General features: G+C 45.3%; 13 protein-coding genes. 4 read left to right on the forward strand and 9 right to left on the reverse strand.

What is annotated here, in order from left to right; all coding sequences use genetic code 11:
• Nucleotide 1: 1 nt before the first annotated feature.
• On the reverse strand, nucleotides 2-184 hold the full coding sequence (locus tag DFP76_RS15510; protein WP_113875516.1) for a DUF1127 domain-containing protein: 183 nt from the start codon (nucleotides 182-184) through the stop codon (nucleotides 2-4).
• Nucleotides 185-443: 259 nt separating this feature from the next.
• Nucleotides 444-1,334, reverse strand: coding sequence for a LysR family transcriptional regulator (locus DFP76_RS15515; RefSeq protein WP_113875517.1), 891 nt, complete (start codon nucleotides 1,332-1,334; stop codon nucleotides 444-446).
• A 91-nt stretch (nucleotides 1,335-1,425) separates the two neighbouring features.
• On the opposite strand from DFP76_RS15515, the gene DFP76_RS15520 reads away from it, so the two are divergent.
• Entirely contained in the window at nucleotides 1,426-1,926 is a 501-nt protein-coding gene (locus DFP76_RS15520; protein ID WP_113875518.1) for a lactoylglutathione lyase family protein, read from the forward strand.
• A gap of 91 nt (nucleotides 1,927-2,017) precedes the next feature.
• The gene (locus DFP76_RS15525) at nucleotides 2,018-2,902 is read left to right on the forward strand and encodes a lipase family protein (protein WP_113875519.1); all 885 of its coding nucleotides are present in this window, start codon (nucleotides 2,018-2,020) and stop codon (nucleotides 2,900-2,902) included.
• Here the strand turns inward: DFP76_RS15525 and DFP76_RS15530 are convergent.
• Genes DFP76_RS15530 through DFP76_RS15545 form a run of 4 tightly spaced genes read right to left on the reverse strand, consistent with a single transcriptional unit; the run spans nucleotide 2,899 to nucleotide 9,871 of the window.
• Nucleotides 2,899-5,598 carry a hsp70 family protein gene (locus tag DFP76_RS15530; protein ID WP_113875520.1) on the reverse strand — a complete coding sequence of 900 codons (2,700 nt, stop codon included), beginning with the start codon at nucleotides 5,596-5,598 and terminating at the stop codon, nucleotides 2,899-2,901. The genes DFP76_RS15525 and DFP76_RS15530 overlap by 4 nt on opposite strands.
• Nucleotides 5,598-7,355, reverse strand: coding sequence for an Hsp70 family protein (locus tag DFP76_RS15535; RefSeq protein ID WP_113875521.1), 1,758 nt, complete (start codon nucleotides 7,353-7,355; stop codon nucleotides 5,598-5,600). Before DFP76_RS15535 ends, DFP76_RS15530 begins: the two co-directional genes overlap by 1 nt.
• Before the next feature lie 2 nt (nucleotides 7,356-7,357).
• Complete coding sequence (locus DFP76_RS15540; protein ID WP_113875522.1) at nucleotides 7,358-7,951, reverse strand: DUF2760 domain-containing protein; 594 nt, start codon at nucleotides 7,949-7,951, stop codon at nucleotides 7,358-7,360.
• A 3-nt stretch (nucleotides 7,952-7,954) separates the two neighbouring features.
• The gene (locus tag DFP76_RS15545; protein ID WP_113875523.1) at nucleotides 7,955-9,871 is read right to left on the reverse strand and encodes an ATP-binding cassette domain-containing protein; all 1,917 of its coding nucleotides are present in this window, start codon (nucleotides 9,869-9,871) and stop codon (nucleotides 7,955-7,957) included.
• Nucleotides 9,872-10,140: 269 nt separating this feature from the next.
• Between DFP76_RS15545 and DFP76_RS15550 the strand changes: the two genes are divergently transcribed.
• Entirely contained in the window at nucleotides 10,141-11,241 is a 1,101-nt protein-coding gene (locus tag DFP76_RS15550; RefSeq protein ID WP_113875524.1) for an efflux RND transporter periplasmic adaptor subunit, read from the forward strand.
• Between the two features lie 15 nt (nucleotides 11,242-11,256).
• Complete coding sequence (locus DFP76_RS15555) at nucleotides 11,257-14,442, forward strand: efflux RND transporter permease subunit (RefSeq protein WP_113875525.1); 3,186 nt, start codon at nucleotides 11,257-11,259, stop codon at nucleotides 14,440-14,442.
• Between the two features lie 108 nt (nucleotides 14,443-14,550).
• On the opposite strand, the gene DFP76_RS15560 is transcribed toward DFP76_RS15555, so the two are convergent.
• The 3 genes from DFP76_RS15560 to DFP76_RS15570 all read right to left on the reverse strand — a co-directional run bounded on the left by DFP76_RS15560 (nucleotide 14,551) and on the right by DFP76_RS15570 (nucleotide 17,938).
• Nucleotides 14,551-15,726, reverse strand: a complete 1,176-nt coding sequence (locus DFP76_RS15560; protein WP_113875526.1) for an O-succinylhomoserine sulfhydrylase — start codon at nucleotides 15,724-15,726, stop codon at nucleotides 14,551-14,553.
• Between the two features lie 106 nt (nucleotides 15,727-15,832).
• Nucleotides 15,833-17,341: an amidophosphoribosyltransferase gene (gene purF / locus DFP76_RS15565; protein WP_113875527.1), complete on the reverse strand. Its 1,509-nt coding sequence runs from the start codon at nucleotides 17,339-17,341 to the stop codon at nucleotides 15,833-15,835.
• A gap of 81 nt (nucleotides 17,342-17,422) precedes the next feature.
• The gene (locus DFP76_RS15570) at nucleotides 17,423-17,938 is read right to left on the reverse strand and encodes a CvpA family protein (RefSeq protein WP_113875528.1); all 516 of its coding nucleotides are present in this window, start codon (nucleotides 17,936-17,938) and stop codon (nucleotides 17,423-17,425) included.
• Nucleotides 17,939-18,009 lie beyond the last annotated feature (71 nt).

An 18,009-nucleotide genomic window follows, 5' to 3' on the forward strand; every position in this document is an offset into this window, starting at 1 on the left:
CTTAAGCTGCTGATTGACGGCCATATTGAACCGCCTCTTTAATGTTAAATCGAGAAATACCCAACTCAGCCAATTCGCGATCTGAGTAAGATTTCAATTCATTAATCGCTTGTTTCGTTTCACAATTGTCTTTTGTACTAAAAAGAGAAACAAGGGATGCGAAGAAAGTCGTTAGTTTAGTCATATTGAGCCTCATATGAATGATCGAATTAAACAATCTTGACCCCAATTGCATATTGAAGCAGTTGCTTTCAAATGCATGACAAGGTTCGTTTTAGGCTGCCGAGCGGCAATTGTTATTTTTCTGAGGCTTTATCGAACGTCTTGACAATGGAATGTGGTAAAATCACCACTTGATCAAGTCGTGTATAGATTAATTTCTAACCAACTTTATGTCTAGTCTTTTACCCCTTAAAACACACTTTTTTCATGATTTTTCGTCATTAACTTACCTCCTTTTTACAACCAACAGATCTATATACCTCACTCATCAAATGTTTCACTCGATTTGGTTGTAAACGGCCTTTTCTTTGTACTAAATACAAAGGCTCAGTAACACGATTAGACATGCTATGAACACGAATTAAGTCCTGTTTTGCAAACGCCTTTACAGCATAATTTGGCAAAACCGTAAAACCAATCCCTCGACTAACAGGCTCTAAAATCAAACTAATTTGATTAGAAAATGCTTTTTTGGGAATTTGACCAACATGCTGAAAGTCTTCAAAGTTCGCTGACAACAATAGACTGGTATGATGCTTACCATCAGGATGATCTACCAAGCCTAGTGACAATAAGTTTTGCCAAGTCACCTCAGAAAACTCAGCAGGTGTCACCAAAAGCAAAGCTTCTTCAGCTAATTGATTTGAAACAACATCAAGACTCTTAGCAGGATAAGTCATCAAACCAAAATCGATCCTATCCTCCAACACCGCGGCTTCAACATCCTCGTTTGAAGCAAAGCGGTACTCTAAGATCAATTCTTTGTGAGACCGCTGTAGATCCAGTAATTGAGGATACAAGTTTAATCCGACACTGCCAGGAGACATAATGCTGACAACCCCTTCATAAGCTGGATCGGCCATGACCTTACGCTCAAGGTTATTCAGCGACTCTAACAACCGCTTTGCCTCTTGATAAAGTGTCTGTCCCCTGTCGGTTAAGCTGAAGCGTTTGCCTTCCCGCATTAACAATTCAACAGACAAATGCTCCTCTAATTTTTTCACTTGCTGACTGACTCCAGACTGCGTCATATGCAAACTGTCGGCCGCTCTGGTGAAATGCCCAACGTCCACTAAGGTAACAAATGTTTTAAGCCAAACCGGATTAATCATTACAAAAAATACTCAAATATATAATTTTTAATAATTTTACAGAATTAAAAAGGAATTGTAATCTGCCTTCCATCAAACGAAGGAGATCATTATGCAAAAGCAATATCCAAGAAGTTTTTCTCATATCGGCATTTCTGTTCCTGATCTAGAAAAAGCCGTTGAATTTTATACTCAAGTATTGGGTTGGTATCTAATCATGGCGCCAACAGACATTACAGAAGATGACAGTGCCATAGGTGAAATGTGCACTGATGTATTTGGTGCAGGGTGGAATTCATTTCGCATCGCCCACCTTTCCACCGGTGATCGTATTGGGGTAGAGCTTTTCCAATTTGAAAACCAACAAAACCCTGAGAACAATTTTGAATATTGGAAAACAGGCATCTTCCATTTTTGTGTGCAAGATCCCAATGTAGAAGAGTTAGCCGATAAAATCGTCGCGGCAGGCGGAAAAAAACGTATGCCAGAACCAAGATACTATTATCCTGGCGAAAAACCTTATCGCATGATTTATATGGAAGACCCGTTTGGTAACATTTTGGAAATTTATAGCCACAGCTACGAATTAATTTACAGTGCTGGCGCTTACTAATGTTCTACAGTCGAACAGGCTAGCCTAGTCTGTTCGACCACACCATTTTCACGTAAGCTAGGCTTTTATCAATAGAGAATAAAACAAGCTGATGCGAGTCGTTATATTACTTTCTATTTTGCTAATCAGTGCTTTTAATCCAGCGTTAGCCGAACCTGATTTTGCTCACATAAAACACATGGCACAACTGTCTTCGGATACCTATGAAGCCGCTCAGCAAGAAGAGCTGAACACAAATACTTTAGCGGATAAACTAGCGCAACAAGACGAAGTTTTATTACATGATTCTGTTATACCCAATTCGGATGTGCTGTATTTTTTATCGGAAAACAGCCAATACCAAACCATCGCGATTCGTGGCACTGCTAACCTAAATAATGTCATTGTGGATTTAACCGTCTCACTGCAACCCAATAAAGCGCTGGGTATTCTTCTACATCAAGGCTTTGCCGAAGCCGCTCAGCAAGTGTTAGAAGATGTTAGACCCTACTTAAGAAGTAACAAACCAATTCGCATTACAGGTCACAGTCTAGGAGGCGCGATTGCCGTAGTATTGGGCATGTTGGTTCAAGAGGAATCCCTACCGCTTGAGCAAATTACGACATTTGGACAGCCCAAAGTAACCAATGTCAGTGGCGCTAAAAAGTTTGCTGACCTGCCTCTGATCCGCGTCGTAACACAAGACGACATCGTCCCCTTAGTGCCACCCATCAGCCCATTACAAATTCGGAATTTAGACATTTTTTGGCACATGGGAGAAGAGATCATCCTGTTAGCACCTCACCAATATTCCATCACCAGTGGCCTAAAAAGCGCCATGAGAGCAACCAAGTTCACCAATAAATTACCGAGTGAAGCGAACTTGCTCGCCCATACCATGGCGCAATATTTGAGTTTATTAGAGCAATTGCAGCAGAACAAACAGGCCATTCCCTATCGCATGGACATAAACCTGTTTGGCATTTCCATTGACTAGTCAGAAGATAAACGCAAACCAATGGGCAAACTCTCGCCCACTAACGAATTTAATTCTTCCGAACTGATCTCGACCTGACTCTCAAGACGACTTGCCCATTGCGATGGGCATTTGTCTTTGACTAACTTTTTAGACACTTTCTTGCGATAGTCAGTCAACCAATCCGATTCCCCGACTGATATCTGGCACATGAGAACAGCAGCTAAACCAGCTTGCTTACGTTTCTTCCAATCTTCTTTCAATGCTCGATCTAAAATGGCCTGTAACTCCGACTCAGGCAATCGATCAGACGCCTCTCCAGACAAAAGACGACGAGAAGCAATTCGTCCCAACGTCCACCAAGCGGTGTCTGGCTCAGACGATTTCGTCAAACGCTTCAACAACCACTCTACCAAGGTTTGTTTTTCAGACAGGGACAAGCTTTCCAACGCGCCCATCAATCGAATGAGATCATCGCTAGAACGGGTGGCGAGCGCCTTCATTTTCTCTCTTGAGCGCTGTCCCGCAGGTGAATAGAACTGGCTGAACTGCTTAAACAAGTTCATTTGTTGATCTAATGACAAACCACCCGCAATACGGCGATACAAGGTCCAATATTGTCCCCAAACGGCCGCACTATCGAACTGAGTACCTGCTTTGGTTAAATTAATGACTTGCTGAACTCGGCTTTCATCGCCTTCTGCGCCATAACCCGGGCGCAGACAATAGCCCAATAACTGAAGCCACTGCCGTTCATGCTGGGCACTTTTCACTCGACCAGACTTTAATACCAGCAATTTATCCACCACTCTTCGAGAAGTGGCCAAACTCCAGTCGTCGCGAGCACCAAGTAATTGATCCAGATCTTGTTTTAACGATTTCACCAAATCTGGTGATTGCTTTTGACCCGCACTGGAAAAGCATCGCGCCAAATGCTCTTCTGCTTCGCCCATTTTGGCGGCGAGCAAACCTTCATTGTCGCGGGTAACACGCTCTTCTGAAGCTTGCGTGGAAAACTCCAAACGCCATTTGTCAGATGAACCCGCACTTAACAGTTCCAGCTGCAGAATGCCCACCTCAGTCATTTGCGCAGCAACATTGACCTGCACTTCTGCGCTGTCTTGCTGCGCATCCAACTCAGTGGCTAAAGTAGATATATAATGTAGACCTGACTCGTCACGCACCTCACCAAGCTTGCCAATAATATGGTCGCCTGCACGATAAAGAGGAAATTGCACTTCCTCTCCCAAGGTCACCATAAAATCCCGTGACAATGTCAGGGGTTCAGCCGTCAATGTGCCTTTAGGCAAGATACAAACAAACTGCTGCTCTGCCAGTTTTAAATACAAGCTATGCGGCACACCGCTCTCAATTCGGTGCCCTTCACCGGCTAAGGCTTTCAGATACCAAGCTGCCCCTTTGGCAACCGCCTCGTTCGGCGCTTCCGCAAGACATTCTAAAATAGGCTGATCTGTCCAAGTATTTAACTGCTTAAGCAACTGGCTTTTTAGAAGCTCACTGTTAAATAAACCACCATTAAAAAGCACAGCGTCTGGCATAGACGACTGAGTCGCTTGCTGAATATCGGCTTGGTGTTGACGAATGAAATCCGCGATATGACGTGTAAAAGCCGGATCAGATTCATAGGCTAATCCTAGCGTATGCATCGCATATGAGCTTTTATGCACGCTATCGTCCAATGCGACCATAGGGAAAAAGCCAGAGCTGACTTGATCTAATAATGCAGCACGAGAGACATCGAATTTTTGTGCACCACCAATCAATCGACTGCCGCCGCCTAATACCGTAATACTCAAGGATTCAGGTGCGTCATCACTGAGCAAGGTTTCTTTTGCTCGGCGGGTTTGCTGCACCAAGGCCGCTAATCGAGACGCCGATAAAGCAGAGATTTGTTTAGGATCCAACTGAAACGCCAAAGCTTGATCAAGATTATCGCCACCCAATAATAGGTGTTCACCAACAGCGATTCGCTTCAAGGCAATGTGGTTCTTCTTCGTGCTAGGTAAAATCGATACCAAACTGAAGTCACTGGTGCCACCACCAATATCCACTACCAGCAGCATTTTTTTATCCGCAAGATCCGCACGCTTTTGGTCATCACTAATATAGTGATAACAAGCGGCTTGTGGTTCTTCTAATAAATACAGATCATTCAAACCTGCTTTCTTCGCCGCTTCTAGCGTCAAAGCTCGGGCTTCTTCATCGAACGAGGCCGGCAAGGTTAACGCCACTTGCTGCTGCTCTAAAGGCGCATCGGCAAATTGCTGATTCCAACTTTGACGAATGTGCTGCAACAAGAGTTCGCTGGCTTTGAGTGGACTGATTTTATTTTTTAGCTCACTTCCCCACGGCAGAATAGCCGCACGGCGATCCACTTGACGATGACTAAGCCAACTTTTAGCACTTTGTACCAATTGACCCGCTCGACGTTGGCCTAATGCCAAAGCTCCCATTCCAACAATGTAGTCTTTATCTTGGCTATTATGCCAAGGTAAAACAGGATCAATCTTACCCAGTTCGTCGTCGGCTAAAAGATAAATCGCACTGGGCAGATAATCGAACGTTTGTACCGACGCATCTGCCATGAACTGCGGCATAGATAATAACAAAGGCTCGGACGCTTCTGGTGTTAAATAAGACACCACACAGTTTGTTGTCCCTAGGTCAATACCAACTCGATAAGCGCCTTTTGTCATTAACCTTCCCTCACCTGAAACTCAATTTTCCATTGTAAATCCGAACGAGTATCGTGAGCTTGTAACAGCAACAAACCTAAATCTGTCACTTGCGCAGTAACGTAAACACGTACCATCTCGCCTTTGGCGTAATGTCCCTCATCAAGTTGAATGCTTAATGGGTTCAATTCGTTTAGCTGAGCCAAGGAGAAAGAAGAAATGACCTTACCCAAGGGTTCGGCTTCACTTTTTTGCGATTGAAAGAAACGGAAATGAACGGGCTCACCCACAACCAATGAGAACTCATTTGGCAGCATTTGCTCATCACTCCCTTCTTCCAACCCAAACGGCGCCACACAGATAGCATCTATTGGTGGCGGCATACCCGGAATCGCCGGCATGGGACTGGCAACCCCTATGTAATAGTTCGCTGCTAAACCGCTTTTTACTTTGACTCCGCCATTGGCTTGAACCTGAGCATAATAGGTCGCGCCCTTCGCCACCGCATGATCTAGGTGAGCAGGCGTCAACATAGTAAATTGAGCCCCTTCAAGCAGTTCACTCAGTCGAGAAGACAAACTTGTCACCATAGGCGAAGCGTTAAACACACCACCGTTTAGCAAGACTTTAGTCGGCTTCGCCTGATATTGACCTATAAACTCACTGATATGCCGAGTGATCGCCGGGTCACTTTCGTAATCCAGATTGATCGTACTGATACCAGAACGAGCTATTTTTTGAGCTTGCTCACCCGCGCTCACCGCAGGGAAAAAGCCCTCAATTAATAACTGCTGAACATCACTCTGCGTTAACGTCGCTTTGATGCTTTTGTTAAAGATGCTGCGCCCACGGCTTGGCACCACAACCGAAGCGTCCGTTAGCTCAGGATTAGCAAGCAGACGCTCTTTCGCATCCCGACACGCTTGAGTCAAACCACTAATTTGCCATGGCTCTAGCTGGGTACCTTGTTGTGCTAATTGCCCAGCCAAATGGTAGGTTAACGTCATGTCCATATTGTCGCCGCCAAGCAAAATATGACGACCAACAGCAATGCGCTCTAAGCCCAACGCTCCCGATTCTTCGGTCACTTGAATCAAAGATAAATCGGTAGTACCACCGCCGACATCAACTACAAGAATCTGTTCGCCTAGCGTTAACTGGCTTTGCCAATCCTGCTGATCCGCTAACCAAGCGTAGAATGCCGCTAAAGGCTCTTCGATGAGTCTCGCCCTTAATCCTACTTTCTCAGCCGCTTGTTCAGTAACCGTTCGAGCGGCAGGGTCAAATGATGCCGGTACCGTAATGACGACCTCTTGTTGTGACATCGGCGACATTGGAAAAGCATGATTCCAAGCGGACACCAAATGGCCTAGCAAGCTTTCAGTCACCTGCGCGGGCGACACCTTGTCGACTTCTTCCAAAGCATCGATTGGCAATACCGCTTCGTCTGGCCCAACTTGCGAATGGCATAACCAACTTTTTGCACTTTGCACCATACGACCAGATGACTTTGCCCCCAATTCACGGGCCAGTTGACCAAGAATGTACGAGGTTTCCCCCCACGGCAACTGTAAGTCACTTTCAAGAAATTCCGTGGCATGAGGGTAATACACAAAGGATGGCAATAGCGGACGTTCTACCACCTGCCCTGCAGCACTTAACTGAGGAATCAGTAGTTGCTGTAAGCTAGGAGACGGCTCATTCGCTTTGTTTTTCTCTAAAAAGTAGACAGCCGAATGCGTGGTACCTAAATCGATACCAATGACATAGTCACTCATGATTACACCTCGACTTCAGCAGGCGCCAGAATAGACAAGCTTTGGGTTTGGCTGACTTTAGGCAATCGTATGTCTGTCACTTGCCAGCCTGGGTGAATCAAGTTCCCCGAATATGGCCCCGTTCCTTCGACACGACCTTCCAGCTTGATTTGCTGTGCATCATAATCCGCTGGGACAGTCACCGAGGTATTTTCAGGCGCCGAATTCACCACCTCAATGGTAAAGTTTTGCGCCAAAACCTTGCTGCTACCAGCATGAATTTGACGCGCTGCAGCACCCACTTCTTCATCGGAATAGGCATCAATGCTTTCCTGCACGAAGTCAATAAAACGCGCTTCTTGCTGTAAAAGTTGCAGCAATTGCAATGCACCATCTGTATTCACTGACGCGAGAGCCGGCGCAGCCACCTCGATCTCGCGAATCACTTCAACTTCTTCTGTGATGACTTTCGGCTCTACTTCAAAGGCCAACTTTTCACCTTGGCCTATGGCAAGACAACGAGCCGCATAATCCCCATTGCTCAAATATTTAAAAAATTGACCAAAGGCACCAAATAAGCGCGGAATGAAAGACACTTTCGTTAATGTTTGACTCATGTTTTATCCGTTCTGCATTTCTTCTAACTCAAGCCAACGCTCCATTGTTGTCTCCAGTTCTTGTTCTTTTTCGGCCATTTTCGCTAAGGTGTCCTGTACCTTTTGCGCATCGCCGCTGTAAAAATCTGCCGCGCCCGTTATTTGCTGAAAGGCTTCCAGCTCGGCTTCTAATTTAGCAATGGCATCTGGCATGCCATCGAATTCTCGTTGTAATTTATAGCTCAGCTTACTTTTCGCTTTGCTGGCTGGCGCTGGCTTGTTCACTTCCGTTGTCGAGGTATCAGCTTTAGCTTTAGGCTTGCTCTCGGTCGTCTGAGAGGTAGATTCCGCTGGGAACTTACCACCCTGACGAATCCAATCTTGATAACCGCCCACATACTCGCGCACCACGCCTTCACCTTCAAAGGCAATGACGCTGGTCACCACATTGTCTAGGAAAGCACGATCGTGACTGACCAATAACAAGGTGCCATCGTAGTTCATTAAAAGCTCTTCTAGTAACTCAAGGGTTTCAACGTCTAGGTCATTGGTCGGTTCGTCCATCACCAAAAGGTTCGCAGGCTTGGTAAAGAGTTTCGCCAGCAATACGCGGTTTCGCTCGCCACCGGACAAAGCTTTCACTGGAGTACGTGCTCGCTCTGGGGGAAACAGGAAATCCCCTAAATAACCAATAACGTGCTTGTTCTGACCATTAATTTCAATAGTCTCTTTGCCTTCACCAACGTTTTCTGCCACCGTTTGCTCAGGGTTAAGCTGTTCACGTAGCTGATCAAAATAGGCAACGTTAAGCTTAGTCCCTTGACGTACGGTACCTGAGCTTGGCTCTAAATCACCCAGCAAGATTTTTAAGAAAGTACTCTTACCACAACCGTTCGGACCGATTAAACCAATGCGATCACCACGATTAACCATGAAGTCCATTGGTTGCAGGATAACCTTGTCTTCAAAAGCATGACCGACTTGCGTAAATTCGGCGACCAACTTGCCGGATTTCTCCTTGGTCTCAATCGACATTTTAGCGTTGCCTTGACGATCAATACGCTCTGAACGCTCAACTCGCAAAGCCTTCAATGCTCTGACTCGACCTTCATTACGAGTTCGACGAGCTTTGATGCCCTGTCGAATCCAGACTTCTTCTTCGGCTAGACGTTTATCAAATAACGCATTAGCACGCTCTTCTTCTTCCAACAGTTTTTCTTTGAAGACTAAAAACTCATTAATATTGCCGGTGAAAGACAGCAAATTCCCGCGATCTAATTCAACAATGCGGTTCGCCAATTTTTCAAGAAAGCGTCTATCGTGGGTAATAAAGAGAATCAAACCACGAAACTGTAGCAGCTGTTGTTCCATCCATTCTATGGTCGGTACGTCCAAATGGTTGGTTGGCTCGTCCAGTAGTAAAACATCTGGGGCCGAAATCAAAGCTTGCGCTAAAATGACTCGGCGACGCCAGCCACCGGACAATTCAGACATCAACTTATCCGCCGGTAACGCCAAACGCTGAATCATGTGATTAACACGTTGCTCTAAATCCCAACCTTGCAAACGATCGAGATCATTTTGAATGTGGCCCAGTTCATCAGAATGATCCTGCTCCATATCTTCCAAGAGTTTAAAATAGCGCGTCATCAATTGATGTATTTCGCCCGCGCCTTCACTGACCACTTCGCGTACCGTTTTACCATTTGCTTCTGGCAACTCTTGTGGCAATTGCGCAATGCGCATGCCACCTTCAAGGCGCACCACACCTTCATCTGGAATTTGTTCGCCAGACACCACTTTTAAAAAGGTCGATTTACCAGCACCATTACGGCCAATGATTGCAACACGTTCACCCGCTTCAGCGGAAAAACTGATTTTTGACAACAGCGGGTTGTGTCCAAACGCAACACTCACCTGCTCTAAAGACAATAGACTCATATCTATCCAGTAATAATAGGGAAAATTTGTGGCGCTATCATATCACTCTTCTTTTGGAAGGTTTAGCTTAGAGCTTGTGTTATCACTAAGAACTTAAGATTAAAGAACATTTAAAGGATATTAAGCGCAAGTTTGCAGTGATTTTAGGGAGGTTAAAAAATAAATATCTGATATAGCGATATTATCTATACCTGAAACAGTTTTTCTTTATATTATTTAATATAATTATTTCGTTATAACTATAAATTTTAAAATTCACGGAGTGGTAGATGGAATTAAAAAGTAAGGCGGGGATGATTACGGCAATCGGTTTAACCTGTGCCGCTGTCGCTTGGATGGTGCTTGGTGGAAACGGCATCACGGTCAGCCCAACCAGCACCGACACCGTATCGCAAGACAGCACCCTCGTTACACAAACCAATGAAAACCAACTCGCCTACTCGGTACAAGCCAAAACACTGAGTGCACAAATCATTGAAATTCATCTACCATTGAGTGGCCAAACCGCCGCGAATGAGACCTTAACGCTTGTTAATAATTATCATGGCAAAGTCACCAAATTAGCCGTTGAAAAAGGCGATACGGTTAACCAAGGTCAAGCCATTCTCGCCATCGATACGAGAAGCTTAACCAGCCAGATTGAACAAGCGAAACTCTTAGTTAAACAGCGTGCTTTGGAATTAGACGGCATTAAAAAGTTGAATGCGGGCAACTTCAGTTCAAAAGTGAATTTAGCCCAAGCTGAAACCGATCTAGCATCAGCGAAATCGGCGCTAAAAGCATTAGAAATCGACCTTGAAAATGCCACCTTAACCGCACCTTTTTCTGGCATAGTGAATAGCTTGGATGTGAAACAAGGACAAGTTTTGTCGGTCGGCACTCAGGTCGGTAACTTGGTGTCATTAAACCCGATTAAAATCAGCGTCAACATCCCACAAAATAAAATCCAACAAATTCAACTCGGCACAGTGGGTAAAGTCACACTAGAATCAGGTTACCAAGCTGAAGGCGCAGTGTCGTTTATTAACGCAACCGCCAACACATCAAGCCGAACCATTCAGGTTGAAATGGAAGTGGATAATCCAGACAACAAAATCGCGGCAGGCTTAACCGCCAGTGTCGATTTTATTCTAGAAGCACAAAAAGCCCATGCCTTTTCACCCGCTCTTCTTACTCTGGATGATTCTGGCCATACGGCGGTAAAAGTCATCGACATTGATAATAAAGTGAAAATCATGCCAGTGGTCATCGTCAAATCAGAACGCGATCAAATATGGGTCAAAGGCCTACCAAATAATGTGAACATCATTACCGTCGGACAGGGCTTTGTGTCCGAAGGCGATACCGTTAACGCACATTATCAAGATTAACGAGGCGGTTACCCTATGCAAACATTAATTGAAGCCGCTTTAGCCCGCTCTAGAACCGTTATGATGTTCTTTGTGCTGGTGCTGATTATGGGCACAGTTTCCTATATTGAAATTCCAAAAGAGAATGATCCAGACATTACGATCCCAATGGCCTATGTCTCGGTGACACTGGATGGCATCTCTCCAGAAGACGCAGACAGCTTATTGGTCCACCCTCTGGAAAAAGAGCTACAAGGCTTAGAAGGGTTAAAAGAACTTAAATCCACCGCTTCTGAAAGCCATGCCTCAATCATGCTCGAGTTTGAATCCGGTGTAGACATAGATCAAGCGATTAGCGATACCCGAGACAAAGTCGATCGTGCCAAAAGTGAGCTGCCTGATGACGCTGAAGAACCCACTGTCACAGAGATCAATCTATCCACTTTCCCTGTCATTCGAGTCAACTTGTCTGGCAACGTCGATTTCGCCACGCTCAGTCAAACAGCACAACACCTACAAGACTCGATTGAAGCCATTGACGGTGTGTTAGAAGCCAACATCAGTGGTGATCGTGATCAACAAGCGCAGATCATTGTTCGCCCCGAACAGTTAGAAACGTACAATCTGTCTCTGACCGAAGTAGCCAATTTCGTGTCCGGCAACAATCGTCTTGTGGCAGCAGGCAACCTAGACACGGGAGCGGGTCGCTTCTCTTTAAAAGTACCCGGCTTGCTCAAAACCAAAGAAGACATCCTCAATTTGCCAGTCAAAGTAGACGGTGATCAAGTCGTTTTACTGGGCGACATCGCAACCGGCGAACTGACCTTCGAAGACCCAAATAGCTACGCCCGTGTTAACGGCACACGCAGTATTACCCTTGGTGTTTCTAAGCGCGTCGGGGTCAACATCATTGAAACCATTGAAGCGGTTAAAGCCGTGGTGGAAAAAGAAAGCGAGACGTGGCCTGAAGGTGTTCAGTACAGCTTAACAGGTGACAAATCCGTTGATATTGAAACCTCCCTAAATGACCTATTCAATAACGTTCTAACCGCTACCTTGCTGGTTATGATTGTCATTGTTTGGGTATTGGGAATACGCAGCTCAATTCTAGTTGGACTGGCCATTCCAGGTGCGTTTTTAACGGGGATATTGCTGCTTAACCTTCAAGGCTTCACCATCAATATGGTGGTGTTATTTGCATTAATCTTAAGTGTCGGCATGCTGGTGGATGGCGCTATCGTGGTCACCGAATACGCTGATCGCAAACTCGCAGAAGGGGCTTCTAAACGTCAAGCCTACAGTGAAGCTGCGAAACGCATGGCTTGGCCTATCACTGCATCGACGGCCACCACATTAGCCGTATTTATGCCTTTGCTATTCTGGCCAGACATTGTTGGCGAGTTCATGCGCTTTATGCCTATTACCATTATTGCGACACTCACCTCCTCCCTCATCATGGCGTTGATTGTGTTGCCCACCATTGGTTCAATCATTGGCAAAAAAGGCGCTTATAGCCAAAAAACCATGAACACACTGCGCATTACAGAAACTGGTGACTTAAGCCAACTTTCTGGCTTTACTGGCGCATATGGTCGAATGCTGACTCGTCTGGTAGAACACCCAATTTGGGTTTTACTCTTTACCATTACTCTGTTGATTTGTGTGTTTGCCAGTTATGGTAAATTCGGTAAAGGTGTTGAGTTCTTCCCTAATGTGGAACCTGAGTCGGCAAACTTAGACATTCGTGCTCGTGGCGATTTGTCCTTGGACGAAAAAGACGTCTTGGTCAAACAAGTGGAAGCACAAGTGCTTGGCACCCCGGAATTAAAGAGCGTGGTAGTCAGGTCCTATGCCACACCAGGCAACAGTGCTGCGCCAGACAGCATTGGCTCCATCACCATGGAATTTGTTGACTGGTATGAGCGTCCTTCTGCGAGCAAGATTCTCGATCAAATACGTGAGAAAACCAAGCAAATTCCAGGCATTGAAGTCAGTGCAGAGAAAGAGCAAGGGGGCCCACAATCTGGTGCAGATATTCAGTTACAGCTAAGCTCCAGTTACAGCGAAGCCTTGAATATCGCCGCAGACCAAATCACCAAAGAGCTACTACAACGGGACGAAATCGTTACTGTCAGTGATGATCGCTCCTTACCTGGCATCGAATGGCGAATTGACATCAACCGAGAGGAAGCAAGCCGCTACGGTGTCGACGTCAACAGTTTAGGTAATGTCATTAAATTGGTAACAACTGGCATTACCTTAAGTGATTTCTTACCGGAAGGTGCGGACGATAAAATTGACATCGTCTTACGCTACCCAGTTAATCAGCGCAGCTTAGATCAATTAGATCAACTGCAAATACCTACTAACCAAGGCAGCATTCCGGCGAGTAACTTCATCCATCGTTATGCCGCGCCCAAGCAAGGTGTGGTAATCCGTACCGATGGTAAGAAAACCATTACCATCGACGCTGATGTAGTGGACGGATTAGTGGTTGACGAAGTCATCAAGAAAATTAAAGCCAAACTGGATGCCTCAGATTTGGGACAAACGGTAAATTATGAATTCCGCGGAAATACCGAAGAGCAACAAAAATCGATGATTTTCTTGGTCAAAGCCTTTGGTATCGCTTTTTTCATCATGGCCATTATTCTAGTGACCCAGTTTAATAACTTCTTCCAGTGTCTTCTCATCCTCAGCGCTGTGGTGTTTTCAACCATGGGGGTTTTCATCGGCTTAATGGTGAAAGGACAACCTTTTGGGGTAGTCATGAGTGGCGTTGGTGTCATTGCCTTAGCCGGCATTGTGGTGAACAACAATATTGTCTTAATCGACACCTTTAATGGCCTACGAAAACAGGGCATGAAGGTAAGAGAAGCCGCCGTTCGCACTGGTGTTCAGCGTTTACGCCCTGTCATCTTAACGACCATTACCACCATTCTTGGACTAGTGCCTATGGTGTTCCAACTGAACATCGACTTGGTTCACCAGGCGTTCAGCATTGGCGCTCCTTCCTCGCAATGGTGGACACAATTGTCGACAGCCATTGCAGGCGGTTTAACCTTCGCGACACCACTGACCCTGATCCTGACGCCTTGTCTTTTGGTATTAGGGTATCGTCGTAAAGAGCGCAAACAACTTGAAGCTCTTCAAGCGACAGAAGAATCCGACATTGACATGGATGATACAGCTGCCGAGCCATCCACCTCTCAGTCGATTTAGACTTATTCACTGGTTGCTTAAGATCCCATTGATCAAAACCAACCAGTTTTAGCACAAAAAAAAGGCGGGGTTAGAATTTTCTAACCCCGCCTTTTTGTTTGTCTATCGTTAAGATAATTGCGTCAATGCCGCTTCCACATCCGCGATAATGTCTTCAATGTCTTCCAGTCCGACAGAGACACGAATCAAACCTTCCGTAATACCCGCTTTGGCTTTTTCTTCATCCGTTAAACGACCATGTGTGGTCGTTGCCGGATGGGTTACCAATGTCTTGCTATCGCCTAAGTTGCCAGTGATCGACATTAACTTGGTAGCATTAATAAATGCCCAAGCAGAATCACGCCCTCCCGCTAATTCAAACGACAACAAGCCACCAAAATCATTTTGCTGCTGTTTAGCAAGCTGATGATATTTATGACTTGGCAAACCACCATAATTGACCTTAAGCACTTTTGGATGCGCTTCAAGGTATTCCGCCAATTGCAACGCACTAGCGGAATGAGCTTTCATTCGTAAGGATAAAGTTTCAAGGCCATTCAACAACACCCAGGCATTAAACGGACTCATACAAGGCCCAGCACTGCGCATGAAAGCGGTAAAAATATCCACAATCTCTTGGCTGGCAATTAACGCACCACCTAAGCAACGCCCTTGACCATCAATGAATTTCGTCGCTGATTGCATGACGATATCGGCTCCCTGTGTCAACGGGTTTTGCAACGCAGGCGTGGCTAATACCGTATCGACACACAACAAGGCGTTTTTCGCATGAGCTAATTCCGCTACCTTGGCAACATCCACAACCTCATACAATGGGTTAGATGGTGTCTCAAAATAACACAGGCGAGTCTTGTCATTAATCGCCGCTTGCCATGCATCGTAGTCAGTGGCGTCAACATACACCACTTCTACTCCAAACTTGGTCGTGTAAGTGTTAAAGAACTTCACAGTAGAACCAAAAATGTTACGCGAACAAACGACTCGGTCACCCGCGCTTAACAAGCTGTATGCCAAGGTCATTAAAGCTGCCATACCAGAACTGGTGGCAATGGCTGCCTCGCCTTTTTCTAACATTGCTAAACGCTTCTCAAACAACTCTACCGTTGGATTGGTAAAACGTGAATAAACATTACCATCCTCATCACCTGAAAATTTGCCCGCCGCCTCTTCTGCACTAGCATAGGCAAAACTGGAGGTGACAAAAATGGCTTCACTGTTTTCTTGCTCTTGAGTTTGACGCGTAGCCGCATGAATCGCATTCGTTGCGTCTTTATAAGCCGACATTTTGTTCTCCACCAAACAATCTAAAACACTTTATTAATTACGCTTTCAAAAAACTAAGCCAGGTTAGACCTGGCTTAGAAAGAACACTAATTAGGCCCAATGAGTATTACATAGGGTGCATCATATCACTAGCTTGCACCGTCTCAACAGAAGCCTTGTTTTCATCGTTACGGCTGCCTTCTAAGTTCGTTAGATACTCTAAGTCAATATTGCCTGCAATGTAGGTTGCATCAAACACTGATGTATCAAACTCCCGTACTTCTGAGTGTTTCTCATCGATACACGCTTCAATCAAATCCTGCAAATCTTGGAAAATCAGTTTATCTGCTCCAATTAACTCACAAATTTCATCGACATTACGGTTATGAGCGATTAGCTCTTTCGCCGCAGGCATATCAATACCGTATACGTTAGGGTAACGAACTTCAGGGGCCGCCGAGGCGATATACACTTTCTTCGCGCCCGCCTCTCTTGCCATCTCAATGATTTCTTTACTGGTCGTACCGCGCACAATCGAATCATCGACCAATAAAACCGTTTTGTCTTTGAATTCAAATGGCACTGGGTTCAATTTCTGACGAACCGATTTTTTACGAACCGATTGGCCTGGCATGATAAAGGTACGACCAATATAGCGGTTCTTCACCAAGCCTTCACGGAATGGGATATTGAGTGTCTGTGCTATTTGTAACGCAGCGGTGCGGCTGGTATCCGGAATCGGGATCACTACATCGATATCGTGATCTTGCCATTCGCGGCGAATCTTTTCGGCCAAACGGTCACCCATGTTCATGCGAGCTTTATAAACCGAAATACTGTCAATCACTGTGTCTGGACGAGCAAAATACACATATTCAAACAAACAAGGACGAGGGGCTTTTTTCGGTGTGCACTGACGAACATGGACATTGTGATTCACATCAAAAAAGATGGCTTCACCTGGCTCTATATCACGCTCAAGTTTGAATCCTGCCGCATCCAAAGCAACACTTTCAGACGCCACCATGTATTCAATTCCATTGTCAGTTTGGCGAGAGCCATAAATCAAAGGACGAATACCATCAGGGTCACGGAAAGCAAGAATGCCGTAGCCAGTAATCAATGCGACGACCGCATAACCACCTTCAATGCGGTGATAAACACGCTCCAAAGCATTGAAGATATCATCAGGTTTAGGTACTAGTTTGCCTTCTTCATGAAGTTCATGGGCAAGAACGTTAACCAAAACTTCTGAGTCTGACGTCGTGTTAATGTGACGCAGATCCGATTCAAAGACTTCCTGCTTCAACTTCGCCGTATTCGTCAAATTGCCATTATGCGCTAACGAAATACCGTAAGGGGAGTTTACATAGAATGGTTGAGCCTCTGCTGAACTAGAGGTGCCAGCGGTTGGGTAACGAACATGGCCAATACCAATGTTACCCAATAATTTTTTCATATGACGAGTGCGAAATACTTCACTCACCGGACCATTGTCTTTGCGCAAACATAAACGTCCATTATGGCTGGTCACCATACCTGCAGCATCCTGCCCACGATGCTGAAGAAGGGTTAACGCATCAAAAATTGACTGATTAACCACCGACGTGCCTACGACACCAACGATACCACACATTATCTAGATCCTCGTGTTGGGGAATTGCGACTTGATAAGCCGCACGATTTTCTCTCTAATTTTCAATCACTTATTAAGCGATTAATTACTCAGGGCGCGCTCAATGAGAGCCGGATCAATCAGTTCCGAACTCTTGCCTAACATATCACGCGTCCAATCATTCAACTGCCCTAACTGAGGGATCAATTGCGATGTTTTCCAAAAATCTGTTTCTTGAATGGCTGGACTCAAACTCAACAAGGAGACAAACGCCACCACAATTAAGCTACCACGTGCAAAACCAAACAACATGCCCATGACTCGATCGGTGCTGGATAACCCAGTCACCTGAATCAAGGATCCCAATAAAAAGCTCACTAACGCACCCACCACTAAGGAAGCAACGAACAGAGAAATAAAGGCAACGATATAGCGAATCTGATCATTTTGTACTTGCTCAATCAGCAGAGATTGCATCTGATCCGAAAACTTCACCGCCACCACAAAAGCAATCACCCAAGTTAATAAGGATAATACCTCTTTGACAAAGCCTCTTTTCAAACTTAACAAAGACGACATCACTACTACTGCAATGATCAACCAATCAACTGTTGCCATTAATAACCTTGCTCCATGAACATGCTCGAATCGCGAGGGAGTGTATCAGATGATCACTTGATTCCAAATAC

It is taken from the genome of Marinomonas aquiplantarum (genome assembly GCF_003314975.1).
Classification (GTDB): Bacteria; Pseudomonadota; Gammaproteobacteria; order Pseudomonadales; family Marinomonadaceae; genus Marinomonas; species Marinomonas aquiplantarum.